Origin of the sequence: Flavobacterium sp., from assembly GCF_004211145.1 — a bacterium.
In the GTDB taxonomy this organism is placed as follows: Bacteria; Bacteroidota; Bacteroidia; order Flavobacteriales; family Flavobacteriaceae; genus Flavobacterium.
On record NZ_SEBS01000003.1, the window covers coordinates 43,848 to 64,141 of the forward strand.

The following is a 20,294-nucleotide window of genomic DNA, read 5'->3' on the forward strand; positions in this document are numbered from 1 at the left end:
AATACTCAAAACTAAGAAAGTTCCTTTTTCAAAAACTTCGCCGTATAACTTTTCTTATCCTTCGCCACTTCCTCAGGTGTTCCTTTCGCGACGACTTTTCCGCCGCCTTGTCCGCCTTCAGGACCGATGTCGATGATGTAGTCGGCGAGTTTGATCACGTCCATATTGTGTTCGATGATCAGGATCGTATTGCCTTTGTCGACGAGTTTGTTGATGACTTCCATAAGTACGCGGATGTCTTCGAAATGCAGTCCGGTCGTGGGTTCGTCCATGATGTAGAACGTGTTTCCGGTGTCTTTTTTTGACAATTCGGTGGCCAGTTTGATGCGTTGTGCTTCGCCTCCTGACAATGTTGTCGATTGTTGTCCGAGCGTTATATATCCGAGCCCTACGTCTTGTATCGTCTTGACTTTTCTATAAATTTTCGGAATGTTCTCGAAGAAATCAACGGCTTCGTCGACCGTCATGTTCAACACGTCCGAGACAGATTTTCCTTTATATCGGATTTCCAATGTTTCCCGGTTGAAGCGTTTTCCCTGACAGGTTTCGCATTCCACGTAAACATCGGGCAAAAAGTTCATCTCGATCGTTCGAACGCCCGAACCTTCGCAGGTTTCGCAACGTCCGCCTTTCACGTTGAAGCTGAAGCGCCCGGCTTTATAACCACGGATTTGCGCTTCACTCGTCATCGTGAACAAATTCCTGATTTCAGTAAACAAATCCGTGTATGTCGCGGGATTCGAGCGAGGCGTGCGTCCGATCGGGCTTTGGTCGATGTCGATTACTTTGTCGATATGTTCCAAACCTTCGATCGTCTTGTACGGTTGCGGCTTCTTGACGCCGTTGAAATAATACGCGTTCAAGATCGGATATAATGTCTCGTTGATCAGCGTCGATTTTCCCGATCCTGAAACGCCCGTTACGCAAATCATCTTACCGAGCGGCAATTCGATCGACACGTTCTTGAGGTTGTTTCCGGTCGCTCCCGTTAATTTCATGAACTTTCCGTTGCCTTCGCGACGTTTCTTGGGAACCGAAATTTCGCGTTCGCCGTTCATGTATTGGGCCGTGAGCGTATGTTCCTTGAGCATTTCCTGTGGCGTTCCCGCCGAAATGATTTCGCCGCCATATTTCCCGGCTTTCGGGCCGATATCGATCACGTAATCGGCGCGTTCGATCATATCCTTATCGTGTTCGACTACGATTACCGAATTCCCGATGTCGCGCAATTGCTCAAGCGAATGGATCAGTTTTTCATTGTCGCGTTGGTGCAGTCCGATGCTCGGTTCATCCAAAATATAAAGTACGCCCACGAGTTGCGATCCGATCTGCGTCGCCAAACGGATGCGTTGCGCTTCACCGCCCGAAAGTGTTCTTGAACTGCGGCTCAACGACAAATATTCCAAGCCGACATTGACCAAGAAGTGCAATCGGTCGCGGATTTCCTTGATGATCTCGACGGCGATTATTTTTTGTTTTTCGGTAAGCTTGTCGTCGATTTCCATGAACCATTGAGTGAGATCGGCGATGTCCATGCTTGAAAGTTCGGCTATGTTCTTGTCGTTCACGCGGAAATACAGCGCTTCTTTTTTGAGTCGCGTGCCTTCGCAGACGGGACATTTCACCTCGTCCATGAATTCTTTGGCCCAACGGCGTATCGATGTCGATTCGGTTTCCTCAAATTGGTTTTTGATGAAATTCGAAATGCCTTCAAAATCGATCTTGTATTCTTTCGTGACGCCCGCGGCTTTTGATTTGACTTCGAATTTTTCCTTGCCGCCATTGAGGATCACGTCCATCGCTTCGTCCGAAATCTTGTCGATCGGGTCGGTGAGCTTGAACTTGAATTTTTCGGAAATCGTCTCGAGCTGCTTGAAGATCCAGCTCGATTTATATTCGCCCAAAGGTGCGAAACCGCCTTGTTTGATGGATAGTTTCGGATTCGGGATGATTTTCTTTACGTTGATTTCGTTGACCGTTCCAAGCCCGTTGCAGTTCGGGCAAGCGCCTTTCGGGGAGTTGAACGAGAACAAGTTCGGTTCCGGGTTCGGATACGAGATTCCCGTAATCGGATCCATTAAAGTACGGCTGAAAAATCGCGCCTCGCCTGAATCCTGATCCAAAACCATCAAAACATCCTCGCCGTGATACATCGCGGTCTTGATGCTTTCGGCCAAACGGTTGTCCGTTTCCGGAGTTTCATCGACAGCGATCCGGTCGATCACGATCTCGATGTCGTGGGTTTTGTAACGGTCGAGTTTCATTCCGGGCAAAATCTCGCGCACTTCGCCATTTACGCGGACGCGCACGAAACCTTGCTTGGCGATTTGCTGGAACAATTCGGCATAATGCCCTTTCCTGGCGCGGATCACAGGAGCCAAAACGTTGATTCGTTTCCCGTTAAAATCTTTCTTGATGAGATTCTTGATTTGCTCATCACTGTAGCTGACCATTTTCTCGCCCGTGTTGTAACTGAACGCGTCGGAACCTCTAGCGTACAAAAGACGCAAAAAATCGTAGATCTCGGTAATCGTCCCGACTGTGGAACGCGGGCTGCGGCTCGTCGTTTTTTGTTCGATGGCGATCACGGGCGACAATCCGTCGATCTTGTCAACGTCAGGCCGTTCCAATCCGCCCAAAAACTGGCGCGCGTAAGCTGAAAAAGTTTCTATGTAACGGCGCTGTCCTTCGGCATAAATCGTGTCGAAAGCCAACGATGATTTTCCCGAGCCCGAAAGTCCTGTGATGACCACAAGCTTTTCGCGCGGGATGCTGACGTCTATGTTTTTTAGGTTGTGTACGCGTGCGCCGAGCACTTCGATTGTTTCGTCTGTCTTCTGCATAAATTCCTTCGCGGATTCAAAGGTGCAAAGGTACGATTTTGTGACGATTTGTTGGCAAGGATATGTTAATAAAAGTGCCTGAGAACCTGAGTACCTGAGTGCCTGAGTTCGTTTTCGGAAAATGGCAGAATTCGATTTCAATCGGCTTTTGAATCACTCAATTGTCGGTCAACAAAGAGCTATAAATGTATAAAAAGAGTCAAAGTTTCAAATAAAAGCTTTTCCATTTTGTAATTTCCACTCAAGCACTCAAGCACTCAAGCACTCAAGCACTCAAGCACTCAAGCACTCAAGCACTCAAGCACTCAAGCACTCAAGCACAGCACTCAGGCACTCAGGCACTCAGGTACTCAGGCACTACTCAATCACCATCTGCTTCAACTGCTCCCGATACGCCTCAAGCACATTAACTTCACTCAAAAGCCCGAAATATTTCCCGTTTTTAAGCACTGGCAATGTCTTGATTCCAAGGGTTTCGAACTTATCGACCGCGATCGCGATGCCGTCTTCAAGCAAAATCACTTCGGGCGCAGGCTCGATGATTTCCGACAGCGTCGTGAATTTCACGCGGAATTGATTGAAAATGATCGGTCGGATCGCATCGAGGCTCACGATGCCGAGTAAATTGAATTTCTCATCGAGCACGGGAAAAATTTCCTGTTTGGTTTCCTGAAGATATCCGATGAGCGTTTCCATAGAATCGTCGGGTTTAAGCCATTTCGCGTCGTGGTTCACGAGTTTGAGGATGTCGATGCTGAGCAATATATTCTTGTCTTTGTCGGACGTGAAAACTTCGCCCTTGTCGGCCAGATGTTTGACGTCCATCGAATGTTTTTCAAACGATTTTGCGACCGCGTAACTTATGGACGAAACGATCATCAACGGTACCATCAAATCGTAACCGCCCGTGATTTCCCCGATAAGGAAGATCGCGGTCAAAGGTGCATGGAACAATCCGCTGAGAATTCCGGCCATTCCGACGATCGTGAAATTCCCCACGGGAAGCACGTGCGTCCAGCCCAGCAAGTTAAAGAACTTCGACACGAAAAAACCAAGGTAGGAACCCACGAAGAGAGAAGGAGCGAAGTTGCCGCCGTTTCCTCCGCTGCCGAGCGTCAATCCCGTCGCGAACGCCTTAAGCAACATCGTCGCGCCAAGGAAAACAAGCAGAACCCATTCGTTGTCCTGAAATTTCTCAAGCAGCGTATTGTCGAGCAACACGCGTGGATTGTCGTTGCTGAGTGTTTTTATGCTCTCATAACCTTCGCCGAAAAGTTGCGGGAAAAAGAAAATCAGCACCCCGAGTAAAGTCGCTCCGAACAATGCGCGCTTATACGCCTTGTTCTTGAATCGGCTGAAAAATTTCTCGACGCGCTGGAAATTTTTCGCGTGGTACAACGAGATGAATCCCGCGAGAATGCCGAGCAAAACATAAAAAGGAATGTTCCGGTAATCAAAATGCTGTTGCTGCTTGAACGACAAAAGCACTTCTTCGTTCAATAAAATCGTCGAGACCAATGCGCCCGTAGCCGCCGAGATGATGATCGGGACGAAAGCCGAAATCGTGACATCGGTCAAAACGACTTCGATCGCGAACAAAACGCCTGCAATCGGCGCGTTAAAAGCGGCTCCGATTCCAGCCGCGACGCCGCAGGCCAAAAGTAGCAATCGGTCTTTTTGCGACAATCTATATTTCTGGGCGAAGTTCGAACCGATCGCGGCTCCCGTGATCGTAATCGGGCTTTCGAGTCCCGCTGATCCACCGAGTCCGACTGTAAGTGAACTCGTTACGATTTGCGCGTACATCTGTTTTCGCGGCAAAATCCCACCTTTTTTGGCGACGGCGTATAGAATGCGCGAACTTCCTTTTTCGAGGCTTCCGCCAAGGAAATTCCGAATCACGAAAACCGTAAGTAAAATACCGATGATCGGGAAAATCGAGTTCACGTACGGAAGCTTGAGGTAAACGTTCAGGTTGGTCGCGAAAACGAAAACGTAATGCGCGAAACTTTTTAGGATGATAACCGCGATCGCGCAGCTGAACGCCACGACCACGCACGCCAAATACATGAAATGCCGTTCCGACAACATGGTTTTCGCGATGAAGAACAACCGCTCGAACTGGCGGGAAATCTTCCTCAAAAAAAGCAAAAACGACGAAATTTTCTTAGCTGGCATGGATATTTTTTACGGACGGCTAAAATACGCCATCGCACAAAGAAATCACAGCAAAATGGTTATAAATTTTTGAGGGCTTCACGTTTGCTTAACGGTGAAAGTTCGGTTTTAAAGACGAAATCCTTTACCGAATCCGGATCGGTTTTCGCGTATTCCCGCAACGCCCAACCGATCGCTTTCCCGATAAAAAACTCCTTGGTATGGGCATGTTTGGCACATTCGTGAAATAATATAACGGCATCGGTTTGGCGTTTATAGCCCAATTGGAACAAGATCGCGGAACGATTCAGCCACATATTTTCGGAATCTGAAAACCGCGAGATGACGTTCGATGTCTGATCCGGAAACGCCAAAAGATAGTTTCCTAAAATATGCTTCGCCAGAAAATCGACCGAATCCCACCAGCTTTTCGTCGCAATCAGTTTTTCGATGAGCACCGAATCGCCTTTCTCAAACTTGCGCCTTATTTCTTTTTGCAGGATTTCCATCGCGCAATACTGGAATTCGCGCTCGGGTTTTTTGAAAAGTTCAAGCGTGACTTGTCGGAAATCGGATTTGATTTCATCGGAATGTTTGAGCCAAATCGGCTTGAGCAACGCCTTTCGCCTTTCGTTTTTGATGCCTAGAAACGGAAACAGGTTTTTCATGTAGGCTTGCATCGGGACAGCGGTTTCGTCCGAAGCATTTTTTCGTAAAACAAACTCAAGTTCGTCGATGAATTTCATGGCCTTCAAAGTTCTTTTGACAATTCCAAAAGCACGTCCAACATCCTTTTGCTTTTTAGCGAAATGTTGTACTCGAAATTCAGGTTTGTTTTCCCGTCGGATTCCTTTAATATGTCAAGCTCGTTGAATTTTTTAACAAGATTGGTTTTGGCGTCCACGATTGAGAATTCCCAGGAAATGCCGTCATGCCTGACGATTGATAAAGATTTTTCTTTGCTTTGATCGTAATAAGTGAACAGTTTCGTTTTTTCAGATTCGAATCGTTTTTTATCGCCGAAATAAAATTGCCACAGGTCGATTTCACCTAAATCTACAGCGACCGAATTTCCGCAATAGTCAAATCGCTTACCAAAAGTCTTGTCGTCGGCCAGCCAAAAAAAGTAGATCGTTCTGGGTTCGATGCAACAGCACGGACTTTTCCTGAACTGTTCTGTCGTGAATCCGAAAGAATATCCCAAACTCCGTTGTTCGAATAAACAATAAAGGGTAACGTCATTTTCAATCAAACTGTGCGTGAAAATCTGTACATTCTTTTCAAACGCCGATTCGATTTCGGCAAATTTTGCAACGATCGTATCTGAACGTGTCTGGCAAACGCAGTTCATCGTCGTCGAAACGAGCAAAAAAAGGAAAATTTCTTTAATCTTCTGCGAATATATCATTCAGTTCTTTATAATCTTTAACTGATTTGTTTCGAACGCCTAACTCACTATCGATCTTAATTTTTCAAACTCCCAATCCAAAAAATCTAAAATCCAACAGCCGAATCGTCGCCACGGCCATCAGCGCCACTTTCGCGTTTCCCCCCGGGCCCGATCTTGATCGCGTCGACCTTTCCCAAAACCGACCAAAATCGCTGGTCAATCTCATAACCTTTGGATTTGAGCGCGTCTATGATTTTCAGATCGAAACGATCCGGTTCCATGATAACCAGATCAGGCAACCATTGGTGATGGAAACGCGGCTGGTCGACCGCCTTTTGCATCGGCATATCGAATTCGTATACATTCAAAATCGTCTGCAAAACTGACGTGATGATCGTCGATCCTCCGGGCGAACCCAGCAACATAAAGAGTTTTCCGTCTTTTTCGACGATCGTGGGCGTCATCGAACTCAGCATGCGTTTTCTGGGCGCGATGCTGTTGGCCTTAGTTCCCGTGAGTCCGAACATATTCGGGCTTCCGGGTTTCGCGCTGAAATCGTCCATCTCGTTATTGAGGAAAAAGCCGAGTTCGTCGCAATACAGTTTCGATCCGAAGGCGCCGTTCAATGTCGTGGTCACCGCGACCGCGTTTCCTTTGTCATCTACGATGGAAAAATGCGTCGTCTCGTCGCTTTCTGAAAATACGATGTCGCCATGCGAAACGTCACTCGATTTCGTCGCCTTTTCAAAACTGAAATCCTTCATCCGATTTTTGAGATACGCCTTGTCTTGCATCTCATTAAGAGGAAGTTGCAGGAAATCGGGATCGCCCAAGAAATGATTCCTGTCGGCGTATGAACGGCGCTCGGCCTCGACCAGCAACTGGATGAATTTGGTCGAGTTGTGTCCGAGTTTTTTCACGTCGTACGGTTCGATCATAGCCAAAATCTGCTGCAGACAAATCCCGCCGCTGCTTGGCGGGCCCATCGTGACGATATCGAGTTTCCTGTATTTGAACTTCAACGGATCGCGCCATTTGGTTTCGTATGCAGCGAGATCGTCGATCGTCATGATTCCGCCTTTTTTGGAAATGTGCGCCACGAGTTTTTGAGCGGTTTCGCCTCGGTAGAATTCAGTGCGTCCATTCTGTGAAATGCGTTCCAAAGTTTCGGCAAGCGCGTTATATTTTATAGTATCGCCAGTTTTAAAAGGCTGGGCGAGAAGCGTCTCTTTGCCGTTTAACCGCACGATGTCGTTATGGTATTCCTGCAGGTGTTCAAAATCGTGCTTGGTCACGACGACGCCTTTCCTCGCAAGCGCGATCGCGGGCGCGAATAGTTTTTCGATAGGCAGCGAACCGAACTTGGCGTGCACGTCGAACAAGGCCGCGACCGAACCCGGAACACCGATTGACAGCGCGCTTTCAGTGCTTTTTCCTTCGATCACGTTTCCGTTCGCATCGAGGAACATATCGCGTGATGCTTTGATCGGGGCGACTTCGCGAAAGTCGAGCGTGCCCGTTTTTCCATCGGCCATCCTATAAACCATGAAACCTCCGCCGCTGATGTTTCCCGCATACGGATACGCGACGGCGAGCGCCAATTGTGTCGCGATCATAGCATCGAACGCGTTACCGCCTTGTTTTATGATATCGGATCCGATTTGCGAAGCCTCGACGCGAGCCGAAACGACCATCGCTTTCGACGCGGTCTTTGTGGTTTGAGAAAAAAGTAGGGTCGGGAATAATAAGAAAACCAGGATTTTCCGCATCATAGTTCTGAAAGTTTTTGTGACGCGAACGCGCGTAGATCCTCGAAGAAAGTCGTGAATTCGTTCTCGAAATCGGCGTAGAATTCCTTGAGTTCCGCAGTCGAAAACCGCATTTTGGAATCGTTGCGCGTGCGTTGGTCCATCTGCGTCAAAATACGCTCGATGCCGTCGACGAACTGGTAATTCCAAAGCCAGTTGTGCTTGATCATGTACGGCATCATGTCTCGCGTCTTGTCGTTGAGCAACTCGTAATTTTGCTTGAGCGATTCGTAAAACGCGTTCACGTAGATGTCGAGTTTCACGTGCGAATAGGCGGCAAAATTCTTCGCGAGGAAATGATCGTAAAAAATGTCGACGATCACGCCCGCATAATGGTGGTATTTTTCGTGAAGCCGCTTCGTGCTTTGCCTGAAGATCGGGTGAGAGTCAGTAAACGTGTCGATGCCGCGGTGCAATAAGATGCCTTTTTGGATTTCAGGATGCATCGTTTCGTATTCTTTTCCGCGGACGCCGTCGGCCATGAGGTTTCCGATTTTGATCAGGTCGTTGTCGCCTGAAAGGTAAATGTGCGCGAGAAAGTTCATGTCTTAAATGTAAGCAATATTGTCGAAAGTCGAAAGTCGAAAGTCAAAAGGACTGCCAATCTCGGCCTAAAACCGTCACTCGTCGAAATTATCGCTCAAAACAACGAATGGTTAAATCACAATTTCAACAAACTGTTATCTTTGAGCTTCCAAATCAGAAATCTAAAATCCTAAATCTAAAATCGTACATGACCTTAATCAAATCCATATCAGGAATCCGCGGCACGATCGGCGGCAAGACCGGAGACAATTTAACACCGGTCGACGCGGTCAAATTCGCGTCGGCTTACGGAACCTGGCTTAAGAATTACAGCAAAAAAGACAAGTTGACGGTCGTGATCGGTCGCGATGCCCGAATTTCAGGCCCGATGATCCACAATCTCGTCGTCAATACATTAATAGGTCTCGGAATCGACGTGATCGACCTCGGGCTTTCCACGACACCGACAGTCGAAGTCGCGGTTCCACTCGAAAAAGCTGACGGAGGAATCATCCTCACCGCGTCCCACAACCCAAAACAATGGAACGCCCTTAAATTGCTGAATGAAAAAGGCGAATTTCTGAACGGCGAAGAAGGCGCGAAAATCCTTGATATCGCCGAGCGCGAAGCTTTCGATTTCGCCGATGTCGATTCACTCGGGGAAATCACACCGAACGACGCGTACATGGACATTCACATCGACGAGGTTCTCGAACTTCCATTGGTCGATGCCGAAGCGATCAAAGCCGCGAAATTCAAGGTCGTCGTCGATGGCGTGAATTCGTCGGGCGGCATCATCATCCCGAAATTATTGGAAATACTCGGCGTGGAATGCGTGAAATTATATTGCGAACCGAACGGACATTTTCCGCATAATCCCGAACCGCTCAAGGAACATTTGGGCGATATCTGTAAACTCGTCGTCGAAGAAAAAGCCGACTTTGGAATCGTCGTCGATCCTGACGTCGACCGTTTGGCGTTCATATCTGAGGACGGGGAAATGTTCGGCGAAGAATACACATTGGTTGCCTGTGCCGATTTCGTATTGGGGAAAACGCCCGGAAACACGGTCTCGAACATGTCATCTTCGCGCGCGCTTCGCGACATCACGGAAAAGCACGGCGGAACATATGAGGCCAGCGCGGTAGGCGAGGTGAACGTCGTCGAACTCATGAAGAAGAACAACGCGATCATCGGAGGCGAAGGAAACGGCGGTATCATTTACCCGGAATTGCACTACGGCCGCGACAGTTTGGTCGGGGTTGCGCTTTTCCTCACGCATTTGGCCGAAAAGAAAATGAAGGTTTCGGAACTGCGCGCGTCGTATCCCGAATATTACATGAGCAAAAACAAGATCGAACTCACGCCCGAACTCGACGTTGACGCGATTCTCGTTGCGATGACCGACAAATACAAATCTGAAAATATCTCCACGATTGACGGCGTCAAAATAGACTTCGCTGAAAATTGGGTACATTTGCGAAAATCAAACACGGAACCGATCATCCGCATCTACACCGAGGCGAAAACCCAACAATCGGCCGATGACCTTGCGCTACGAATCATCGACGAGATCAAAACCATCGCCGGAATATGAGGAAACATTATTTTGCAGCTTTCGCGTTGCTTTTCATGACCTGCCTGTTCGCCCAGGACAAAGCCTGTGGTTGGTACGGAACGCTTGCCGCCGACAAACGACGCGCGATGCCGCCGTTCGCGTCCAGCCAGAAAATCGTGTTGATCTCCTACTTCACGACGGCATATTCCGAGAAACCAATCGTGGACGACAAAGGCGAACAGATCATCGCCGAGGACAGCGCCTCGGTTGCCAAAAAAATGGAAATGAAAGTGTTGCGCGAGTACGATGTATCGCACATTTTGGGTAAGCCGAAGAAATTCGCCGCGCTCGAAGTAGCCGAACTCAATCCGTCTGAAAAAGATTCGTTGAGCCGTTGGTTCTTCAATTACCGATCGAAACCAGGCATCGATCTGAACATGCAGACCAACAAATGCTTCACGCCTCGAAACGCCGTGTTGTTCATAGACGATTCGGGCAAGGTTTTCGCGTACATCGAAGTCAGTTTCGAATGCAACAGGTTTGTGATCAGGCCTGACGTGGCTTGGTTCAACCAATTGAGTCTGTTGTCGGATTGCGACGGGAAATACAATATTTTGCGCGATATTTTCAGACAGAAGAAAGTCGGATACGGCATAAATATCTTGAAGTAAAACACAAAAAAATCCGCCTTTCGAGCGGATTTTTGTTTGTGGCAATCGTATAAATTATTGACGAAACTTCGCCGGATCTTACTTAAGATCGTCGCCACGTTTCGGTCGATCGGGTTTGGTGGGAACGGCCTTCAACGCATTCGTATCCATCATTTCCATCATCTTCATGCCGAGCAGTCCGCTGATAGGCGAGTCGGCACCTGAACTTCCTGAAATCAATACGTCAGGAATTACCTTTATGTTGCCGCGCCCGATTTCCTCGGTGATCTTGTATTTCGTAAAGTTATCGCCGCCCATGGCCGCAACCTGTAATTGGTAGGCTTCGGCCGTGGATTTACCGATCGCCATGATTTTTTCGGCTTCGGCGTTACCCGTTTTCGAGATGCGTTCGGCTTCGGCGCTAGCGTTTAGTTTCGTGGCTTCGGCTTGTGCTCCGGCCCTGGCTTTGGTCGCTTCTGCTTCGGCGTTGGCGCGCATTTTCGTGGCTTCGGCTTCGGCGTTCACATTCAACTTTAAACTCGTCGCGTCACCTTCGGCTTTCTTGACGGCCGCATCGGCTGTGCGTTGTGCGATCTCGACACTTTGTGAGGCGCGCACGATTTCTTTTTGCATGTCGGCGATCGCGGTTTCTTTTTCGACGCCCTGACGCTGTTCCTGCGCCATGCGTTGGGTTTGATAGGTTTTTTGTTCTTCCTCGGCGATCTTACGGTCGGTCAGGGTTTTCATCAAAGATTCGGGCGGAACGATGTCGCCGATCAAAGTATCGACCGCGTTCACGTTGTATTCGTCGAGCACGGCGCGAATGTGATTTTTAGCCGAATCCTGGCGTTCCTTTCTCGTGCTCAGGAACGAAATCACGTCGCTGTCCTGGGCGGAATTCCTGAAATAGTTTCCGATAGTCGGTTCAAGAACCTGGGAAACCAAGTTGTTCATCGATCCGAATCGTGCGATTACCTTGGGCGCTTCGTTCGCGGGAACGTGGATGATCTGGGCAACATCGAGATTGAACGGGAAACCGTCTTTGGAACGCACCGTTATCGTCGAAAGATTTTTGTCGAGGTCGTGTGATTCGCTGCGCGCGTTCGCCCAGTTCAATACGAGATTCGTCGTCGGAACCGCCTCGAGCTTGGTCGTGTATTTGTTGAGCGCGTATTTTCCGGGGCCAAGCGGTTCGAACCAAACGCCACGTTGTCCTTTCGAGACGATGTTTCCGTGTTTGAACGTGTCGCCCGTGACGTCTTTCCCGTCTTCACCGATGTACGAGATCACGACTCCGACATAGCCGATCGGAACGTCGGTCATTGGCGTCTGCTCAATCTGGACGGCCCAGGTGTTCAGGTAATACGAACCCGCAAGCATGACTTGAGGCTGCAATCCACGGTTTCCGCCATTTGACAGGAAGCCGTCGAAATCCTGGAAGTTGTTGTGTCCGTCGACGAATTTACCCGCGATCTGTCCGATTGGGATCGGTTCGCCATCGAGCGCAGTCACGATTCCGACCATGTTCTCGAAAATCTTGACTTGTTCGGTGATTACGATCTCGAACAAATGCGTGTTGATTCGGTACGATCCCGTCGTGATGAACGCCGTCTGGCGACCTTTTTGTCCGCCGTTGTCGAGAAAGGCTTTCGCATCCTGGAAATTGTCCGATTCGACCTTGCGCGCCAAAATATGACCCGTCGGGATTTCGTGTCCGTCCTTACTCAGTACGAGTCCGACTTTTCCTTCGGGAATGATGATGAACGCGGCCATGTCGACCGTGTATTGCCAGAACCACATGCCCCAATATAGCCCCGGAGCGAGCGTTTGTGCCTGAAAACCCGCTTCGCCTTTCGTGGCGATGATGCGGCTGTCGGGCAATGCTTTGTCAGTTCCGAAGATTACGAATTTCTTCGTGACCAACCCGATTTTATCTTCAGGTACGATGACCATCCCAAAGAAGACGCGCAATACGAATTTGTAAAGCACGATGCAGATGACCACGGGAATGACCCAGGCCAATAACGTAAAATTTATCATGATGTTTTGATGTTTGTTCGGGGCAAATATATAGGCTTAACTATATTGGTTTTTCAAAAATCGTCGAAATTTAACACTAGGAAAATCGGCGTTGGAAAACTTGAAAAAATGCCTCGTTTTTGGCCTCAAATTGTCGAGCGGTGACACGATTTGTTGCGACGCCAACTATGTTTGGTAAAATCGATTTTAAGAATTTCTCGTGGCGATATTTCGGGTAATCGATTTCGCTCTCAACATCGAAAGCGAAGGTTATTTGTTTTTCTAGCGAATTTTTATCGGCCGCCGACGCGGATTTCGTGGGATTTCTTGTCCTGAAGCGATCAGTCGAAGCGACACGCCGTCGATCATAACGTCGTCGATTACAGCTTCCCCGTTTTTCACGAAGATGTTCGCGTACGTATTCGCATTTGGATTTTGAAGGGAATTTCGGTGCGCGGTTTCGGCTTTTTCGGCCTTAGATTCTTCCATGTAAAATCGGTCGAAATCGAATCGGATAACCAATTCACCTTCGACGGGAGAATACGAAGGAATCACTTTTACATAGTCGCCCGATTTGGGTGCCGACTTGGACAAAGCGACGATTTTCGCATAACCCGAAGCGGTTGTATCAAGCAGGCCGTAACACGATTGGAGTTCCGACCATTTTTGAGAATTGTCGACTTTGAATCGTCGGGCTTCGAACTGGAGCGCAATATATTTCCCGCGGAATGGGTCGTTCGGATCGATTGGCTCGGTTTTGAATTTATAGAGTTTGCCATGCGATGTAATGCTTTCGCGACCCAAAACCATTTGTGCCGGAACATATAATTGCAGCGCGAACGCTAAGACCACCAAAAGAATGGACGCTTTAGTTTTCATGTGTACGACGTTTTTTGAGCAGTTTGGAATTCGCGACGATAAACCCGACGCCGACGCCAATGAACAGCAGGCCGCGCACGACGAACGTCAAGTTGGTGTCGAAGAATCGGCATGCGACCAGAATCGTGATAATCAACAATCCGTAATTCAGGATGCCGAGATGATCTTGTTGGGCGCCGCGCCGTATCGTCAGCAGTCCGATTGTGAAGACGATAATATTGATGATGATATACGCCTGAGGTACGCGATATCCGATGAAAAAGGTAATCGCGAACACTATGAACACGGGTTCGATCGGAGTGATATCGAAAATCGATTTCGCGCGTCGGTGCCGGATAAATAGGGCAAGTGCTGCGATTCCGAGAACTAAGGCCGCGATAAATTCGGGACTTTTAAAAAGCGTCGGTTCGATGCCCCGGCGTTGCATGTCGGTCCAAAACCATGAAAATGTAAGCGGCATCAGGATGCAGACCGTGCCCAGCGAACCCAGGAACAGCCACGCGTTCGAGAACAATCGTTTGTCGCTGAATATGTCGAGATTTCCTATCAGGTAAAAAATCGCGAGCAGATTTACGTATGCGATAAACATATATTCTTCGTGCGAACGCGCAAAAGTGCCAAGCGAAATAAGCGTCGACGCACATAAAAACCAATGATGCCAGGCCGTGAAGTTGCTGCCGAACCGATTCTTGACGAGCAGCCAATAATTCGGAACGATCGCGGCCAATAGCAACAAATACCACCAAGGCGTCTCGGACGGATAACCGTAGCCCGAACTCGTCGCATACACCGTGATTCCGATGAGATATAAAAGCGAGGTCATGTTCGAACGCATCACGTAAACCAGCGGAAGGGCAAGTGCGCTCCACGTGAACATAAATCCTTTGAAATCCGACGGCATGTTATAAATCTGGGCGATAAGCGCGATTGCGGCTCCGATTCCGATCGTCAAAAATGTGCTGCTGCTTTCGCGCCAGGCTGTCGACTGGGTTTGTTTGAGCAGCGAATACGTGCAAAGCGCCTGGCCGAGTACAATCGGGACGAATGCTAACGTTACGCGGACCATTTTTGGAAAGTCGTCCCAGTTGTGTGCGAGAATCAGGATAATTCCAAGCCCGATGAGCAACTCGCCCAGAATCGCGAATATCGTGAACAGTCGGTTGGGCGAGGAGTTGCTTTTGTTTCGGTAATACGAGGCGATGTTTTGCGCGACATCGCTTGAGATCACGCCGGCCGATTCGAGTTCGCGCAGATCTTTGTCGTGTATGCTCATGTTTTTTGATTGTGAGGTTGTAAAGTAGTGATTGTTTTTTGAAGTTTGGAAAATATCTGTAACTAACTATTTACCAATTGTTTAAAAGACACCCTGTCAGGGTTAAATCTTGAAAATTGATTTTTCGCTTGCCATCAAATTATCCAAACCCAATTATCCACAGCAATCCAAACCGAGATTAAAAAAGTCAATTCAACAATTCAACAAATCGACTAACTTTGCATCAAATTCACGATCATGATCGCAAGCCCATCCATATCAACCGAACTCGAGCAGTATTTCTCAAAATTCCGAAACAACATAATTGGCATCGAACAGGAATTCGAATCGCCGTTCGGGAAAAAGAAAATCGTCTACACCGATTGGACTGCGAGCGGCCGCCTGTATCGCCCGATCGAAGAAAAACTCATGAACGAATTCGGTCCGTTCGTCGCCAACACACATACTGAAACCACCGTATCGGGAACAGCGATGACGATGGCGTATCACGAAGCGCGACACATCATCAAACATCACGTAAACGCCGGGCCCGATGATGTTTTGATTACCGACGGAAGCGGCATGACGGGCGTCGTGAACAAATTCCAACGCATTTTGGGAATGAAGGTTCCTGAAAATCTAAAAGCGTTCACGAATATCCCCGATGAAAAACGCCCCGTGGTTTTCGTCTCGCACATGGAACATCACTCGAACCAGACGTCGTGGCTTGAAACAATAGCCGATGTCGTCGTCGTCCCCGCTTGTGAAAAAGGTTTATTCTGTTTGAATACGTTTTCCAATCTGCTCGAACAATATAAGGACCGACAATTAAAGATCGCATCGGTGACATCGTGTTCGAACGTGACCGGAATCAAGACGCCTTACTACGAGATCGCGCGTTTGATGCACCGGAACAACGGTGTCTGTTTCGTGGATTTCGCCTGTTCGGGACCGTATGTCGAGATCGATATGCATCCCAAAGACGAGGAATGTTCTTTGGATGCCATCTTTTTCTCACCTCATAAATTCCTGGGCGGCCCCGGAACTTCGGGCGTCTTGGTCTTCAATAAAAAGCTGTACAAAAACATGGTTCCCGATCATCCGGGAGGCGGAACGGTAAGTTGGACAAACCCTTGGGGCGAACACAAATACATTGAAAATATCGAGGAACGCGAAGACGGCGGAACTCCCGGATTTCTTCAGACGATCAAAGCCGCGCTCGCGATAAATCTCAAAGAAGAAATGGGCGTCGACAACATTTTGAAACGCGAACATGAAATCGTCGAATACGTATTCTCGGAACTCGGCGACATCGAAAACTTGAATATCCTCGCGGGTCAACACCAAAAAAGGCTTGGCGTGATTTCATTTTATATCGACAAACTGCATTTCAATCTTGGCGTGAAAATGCTCAACGACCGGTTTGGGATACAAACACGCGGCGGTTGCAGTTGCGCCGGGACTTACGGACATTATCTGCTTCATGTCGATCAGGCGACTTCGCATTATTTGACCGACAAGATCACGTTGGGCGAACTGCTCGAAAAACCGGGATGGATCCGAATGTCTATCCATCCGACGACTACCAACGATGAAATCGCGTTCGTGTGCAAAAGCATCCGCGAACTCGCCGAAAACCACGTGGAATGGACGCTCGAATACAGCTACAACAACAACACGAACGAGTTCACGCACAAAAACGCGAAACCGTCTGAAGCCGAAATGGTAAAAAACTGGTTTAAGAAGTAGTACGCTTGTGTTTCCAGCGTTTGTGCGTCCATAAGTAATATTCGGGCGCGGCAAGGATTTGCTTTTCGACGCGTTGCATGAAATCGTCGGTGATTTCGTAATCGGGAATCGAGCGCGCGTCTTCGGTCAAAATTTCGAACGTCGCTTCATAATAACCGCGTTTCACTTTCTCGGTTTTCACGTAAATCATGTTCATGTCGAATTTCTTGGCGAGCATTTCGGCTCCCGTATGGACAGGCGTTTCAATTCCCATGAATTTCGTCCAGTGGAACGCTTTTCCGGCCTTGGGCGATTGGTCGCTCGCGAATCCGTAAACGCCCAGTTTGTGGTCGGCTATGTTCTTGATGATGGTTTCGCCCGTTTCTTTCGTGGTGATCAGATTAGCGCGGAATTTCGATCGGATATCGCGCACGAGCTTGTCGAAATACTTGTTTGCGATTCGTTTGTAGATCGCATATCCGCCAAACGAAATATAATAATTCATCGAAATCATCCATTCGTAACTCGCGTAGTGTGCGATCATTACGGCAATATTCTTGTTTTTCTTCTCGAGGCCGAGATACACGTCGAGGTTCGTGAATTTGAAGCGTTTTTCCATTTCGGCCTGGGAAATCGTCATCGTCTTGATCATCTCGAGAAACATGTCGCACATGTGATGGTAGAATTTCTTCTCGATAACCAATCGTTCCGACTGCGACAAATGCGGCAAGGCCATCGCAAGATTGTTCCGAACCGTTTTTTTCCGATAGCCGATGACGCGATAAATAAGGATGTAAACGCCATCTGAAAATAAATACAGCAGTCGAAACGGCAATATCGAAATCAGCCAAAGCGCAGGATAGACAAGCAAAAACAGCAGTAACTGCATCCGTTAAATTTTTCGCAAATATACGGCAATATGCGTCGGGTCGCGAATCGCTTTAACAATTCGTGCGCAAAGATTCGTACTTTTACGCAACAAAATTTCTACTATGGATATCGTCCTCATTGCGATTATTGCGATCACCGTTCTGGTAAGTATCAAGGGCTTCAGTGACATTTTATTTTTCAGGAAATACGAGTTTCATGTCGGCAGCATCAGGGCAGGCGAGCAGTACCGCATGTTCTCATCGGCGTTCTTGCATGCCGACGCGATGCACCTGGCGTTCAACATGCTCACGCTGTATTTTTTCGCACCGATCGTTATTGAATACCTGGGAGATCTGTCGTTCATTCTGATCTACGTCGGAAGCCTCGTGTTTGGAAGCCTGCTCACGCTATTACTTCACAAAGACGACTACGGATATCGCGCCATCGGAGCTTCGGGAGCCGTAACGGGCGCTTTGTATTCGGCGATCTTGCTGCAACCGAACATGTCGATTTATATGTTTTTCATACCGATCGGAATTCCGGCATATATCTTCGGAATAGTCTATCTTTTGTATTCGATTTACGGCATGCGCGCCAAGAACGACAACATCGGCCACACGGCTCACTTTGGCGGCGCGATCGGCGGTTATGCGATCACGCTCATGTACCATCCGTCTTTATTCGTCGACGATACGCTGACAGTCATTTTGTTAGCGATTCCGATCGTACTTCTTTTCATTTTGGAGCGCACGGGCAAGCTGTAATGGCACAATAGTTGAAAAAAGCACAACACAACAATAAAACTTTTTACCATGAAAAAGATTTTCCTACTACTCGCAGCGGTTACTTCGATGGCCGCATCGGCACAAATCCAGGTCGTCGACCAAAAGCCCCAGATTTCAGTTTCAGGCGAAGGCAAAGTGAAGGCGACACCTGATCAAGCCCGAATCTCAGTAAGCGTCGAAACGCGCGGCACGAACGCCACCGATGTCAAGAAACAAAACGACGCGACGACCGAAAAAGTCGTGCAATTCCTCAAAAAATTCGATTTACCTAAAGGCGATGTCCAGACACAGCGCGTGTCGCTTCAGCCGGAATACGAATATGAAAAGAAAAAATATACGCACGTCGCATCGCAAACCATCACGATTTTCCTGCGCGACCTTAACAAGTACGACGCGTTGATGGGCGGATTGGTCGATACGGGCTTGAACCGAATCAACTCGGTCACGTTCGAATCATCAAAAGAAGAACAATTCAAATCGGAGGCTAGAAAACTCGCGATGAAAGACGCAAAGGCCAAAGCCGACGATTACGTTTCGGCCCTCGGCTCACAAAAAGTCGGGAAAGCGTTGACGATTAATGACAATACGCAAGTCGTGTATCCGCAACGCATGATGATGATGGCCAACAAAGAAATGGCCGACGGAAGCGGAAATAGAGAAACGATCGCGATTGGTGAAATTGAAATTACCGCCAACGTGTCGGTGAGTTTCCTTCTCGATTAGCATAAATTCAAGTGAATATAAATTCCTGGTTTCGACCGGGATTTTTTTTGTCCGGAATTTCAGATTCGTGATTTTATTCAAGGTCCGCGCGCATCCGCTAATCCGCTAATTTTCTAACTAACTAATCAAGTCAAATTAATTCCTCAACGTGCTTCCGAATATTCTCCGAAATCTTCCTCGTCGGTAAATCATTGTCGTCATCCCCGAACGGATCCTCGATTTCTTCGGCGATCAATTCCAAGCTCGCGAGTACGTAAAAGATGAAAACCACGACGGGCGCGACGTAATATCCCAAACTGAACGCGTATCCGAACGGCAACGTCATTACGTAAAAGAAAATGAATTTCTTGATGAACGCGCTATACGAATACGGGATCGGCGTATTTTTGATGCGTTCGCACGCGCCGCAAATGTCGGTGAACGAAAGCAGTTCGGCGTTGAGCACGATAAGCTGGTCGCCCGTGATTTTTCCGGCTTCGTACAACGCATTTATTCGCGCGAACATCGAAGCCGCGATCTGGTTGGGTTTGTGTTTGTGATGGTCGATTTCAAGGTCGAGCCCGTCGAAAAGCTGGCGCGCCGTATCGCTGTCATTCAGATGTACATGCAGGACCGCGGCGTAATCGGGAATTCCCTTCCTGAAAAATGCACGGTCTTCTTCCGACTTCAAGATCGAGCAAAGTTTGAGCGCCAAATTACGGCTGTTGTTGACAAGCGCGCCCCAAAGCCGTCGGCCTTCCCACCAACGGTCGTAAGCCGTATTCGTCCTGAAAACCAACAACAACGAGATCACGAACCCAAGCATGCTGTGCATCGTGTTGATGTTCCGGATGTAATTTTTCTCGGACAACTGCCAATATTCGACCTCCAAATAACCCAACACGCCCGAATACAAACCAATCGCGATCATGATCGGGAAAAGTTTGCTGAACGTGTCCGATTTGTGGAAACGGAAAATGAATGTGAACCAATCTTTTGTGTTGTAGGAAAGCACGGGGTTGATTATTAATAATTGACAATTGATAATTGACAATTGACAGTTGACAATTGACAATGACAGGTGTTGTGAAAATCGTTCTCAAATATATTGAACTTTTCGCTGACGAA

16 protein-coding genes are annotated in these 20,294 nt (G+C 48.1%); 5 read left to right on the plus strand and 11 right to left on the minus strand.

The genetic code is table 11. From position 1 onward, the window contains the following. Window positions 1-11: 11 nt before the first annotated feature. From uvrA to EOO50_RS02035, 6 genes are all read right to left on the minus strand, one after another. Window positions 12-2,843 carry an excinuclease ABC subunit UvrA gene (uvrA, locus tag EOO50_RS02010; RefSeq protein ID WP_290837383.1) on the minus strand — a complete coding sequence of 944 codons (2,832 nt, stop codon included), beginning with the start codon at window positions 2,841-2,843 and terminating at the stop codon, window positions 12-14. A 357-nt stretch (window positions 2,844-3,200) separates the two neighbouring features. After that, window positions 3,201-5,021, minus strand: coding sequence for a chloride channel protein (locus tag EOO50_RS02015; RefSeq protein ID WP_290837385.1), 1,821 nt, complete (start codon window positions 5,019-5,021; stop codon window positions 3,201-3,203). Between the two features lie 59 nt (window positions 5,022-5,080). Further along, complete coding sequence (locus tag EOO50_RS02020; RefSeq protein WP_290837387.1) at window positions 5,081-5,746, minus strand: DNA alkylation repair protein; 666 nt, start codon at window positions 5,744-5,746, stop codon at window positions 5,081-5,083. A 5-nt stretch (window positions 5,747-5,751) separates the two neighbouring features. After that, the gene (locus EOO50_RS02025) at window positions 5,752-6,408 is read right to left on the minus strand and encodes a hypothetical protein (RefSeq protein WP_290837388.1); all 657 of its coding nucleotides are present in this window, start codon (window positions 6,406-6,408) and stop codon (window positions 5,752-5,754) included. An 86-nt stretch (window positions 6,409-6,494) separates the two neighbouring features. Further along, window positions 6,495-8,159: a gamma-glutamyltransferase gene (gene ggt / locus EOO50_RS02030; RefSeq protein ID WP_290837648.1), complete on the minus strand. Its 1,665-nt coding sequence runs from the start codon at window positions 8,157-8,159 to the stop codon at window positions 6,495-6,497. Continuing rightward, window positions 8,159-8,743, minus strand: a complete 585-nt coding sequence (locus tag EOO50_RS02035; protein WP_290837390.1) for an acyl carrier protein phosphodiesterase — start codon at window positions 8,741-8,743, stop codon at window positions 8,159-8,161. Before EOO50_RS02035 ends, ggt begins: the two co-directional genes overlap by 1 nt. Window positions 8,744-8,931: 188 nt before the next feature. Between EOO50_RS02035 and glmM the strand changes: the two genes are divergently transcribed. Then, window positions 8,932-10,320, plus strand: coding sequence for a phosphoglucosamine mutase (glmM, locus tag EOO50_RS02040; RefSeq protein WP_290837392.1), 1,389 nt, complete (start codon window positions 8,932-8,934; stop codon window positions 10,318-10,320). Beyond that, complete coding sequence (locus EOO50_RS02045) at window positions 10,317-10,952, plus strand: hypothetical protein (protein ID WP_290837394.1); 636 nt, start codon at window positions 10,317-10,319, stop codon at window positions 10,950-10,952. The genes glmM and EOO50_RS02045 overlap by 4 nt, the downstream gene beginning before the upstream one ends. A gap of 78 nt (window positions 10,953-11,030) precedes the next feature. On the opposite strand, the gene EOO50_RS02050 is transcribed toward EOO50_RS02045, so the two are convergent. The 3 genes from EOO50_RS02050 to EOO50_RS02060 all read right to left on the minus strand — a co-directional run bounded on the left by EOO50_RS02050 (window position 11,031) and on the right by EOO50_RS02060 (window position 15,102). Then, window positions 11,031-12,971 (minus strand): SPFH domain-containing protein, encoded by a 1,941-nt coding sequence (locus tag EOO50_RS02050; RefSeq protein ID WP_290837396.1) that lies wholly within the window; start codon window positions 12,969-12,971, stop codon window positions 11,031-11,033. A gap of 261 nt (window positions 12,972-13,232) precedes the next feature. Further along, window positions 13,233-13,829 carry a GDYXXLXY domain-containing protein gene (locus tag EOO50_RS02055; protein ID WP_290837398.1) on the minus strand — a complete coding sequence of 199 codons (597 nt, stop codon included), beginning with the start codon at window positions 13,827-13,829 and terminating at the stop codon, window positions 13,233-13,235. Next, a complete protein-coding gene (locus EOO50_RS02060) occupies window positions 13,819-15,102 on the minus strand; it encodes a DUF2157 domain-containing protein (protein ID WP_290837400.1) in 1,284 nt (427 codons plus the stop codon). The genes EOO50_RS02055 and EOO50_RS02060 overlap by 11 nt, the downstream gene beginning before the upstream one ends. Window positions 15,103-15,339: 237 nt before the next feature. Here EOO50_RS02060 and EOO50_RS02065 point away from each other — a divergent pair, with 237 nt between their 5' ends. Next, a complete protein-coding gene (locus EOO50_RS02065) occupies window positions 15,340-16,830 on the plus strand; it encodes an aminotransferase class V-fold PLP-dependent enzyme (protein WP_290837402.1) in 1,491 nt (496 codons plus the stop codon). On the opposite strand, the gene EOO50_RS02070 is transcribed toward EOO50_RS02065, so the two are convergent. Beyond that, on the minus strand, window positions 16,820-17,698 hold the full coding sequence (locus EOO50_RS02070; RefSeq protein ID WP_290837404.1) for a lysophospholipid acyltransferase family protein: 879 nt from the start codon (window positions 17,696-17,698) through the stop codon (window positions 16,820-16,822). The two genes, EOO50_RS02065 and EOO50_RS02070, sit on opposite strands and share 11 nt — an antisense overlap. A gap of 103 nt (window positions 17,699-17,801) precedes the next feature. On the opposite strand from EOO50_RS02070, the gene EOO50_RS02075 reads away from it, so the two are divergent. Both EOO50_RS02075 and EOO50_RS02080 read left to right on the plus strand, forming a co-directional pair. Then, window positions 17,802-18,443, plus strand: coding sequence for a rhomboid family intramembrane serine protease (locus EOO50_RS02075; RefSeq protein WP_290837406.1), 642 nt, complete (start codon window positions 17,802-17,804; stop codon window positions 18,441-18,443). A 48-nt stretch (window positions 18,444-18,491) separates the two neighbouring features. Next, window positions 18,492-19,187: an SIMPL domain-containing protein gene (locus EOO50_RS02080; RefSeq protein WP_290837408.1), complete on the plus strand. Its 696-nt coding sequence runs from the start codon at window positions 18,492-18,494 to the stop codon at window positions 19,185-19,187. A gap of 130 nt (window positions 19,188-19,317) precedes the next feature. Here the strand turns inward: EOO50_RS02080 and EOO50_RS02085 are convergent, their stop codons facing one another. Continuing rightward, entirely contained in the window at window positions 19,318-20,181 is an 864-nt protein-coding gene (locus EOO50_RS02085) for a bestrophin family ion channel (protein WP_290837410.1), read from the minus strand. Window positions 20,182-20,294 lie beyond the last annotated feature (113 nt).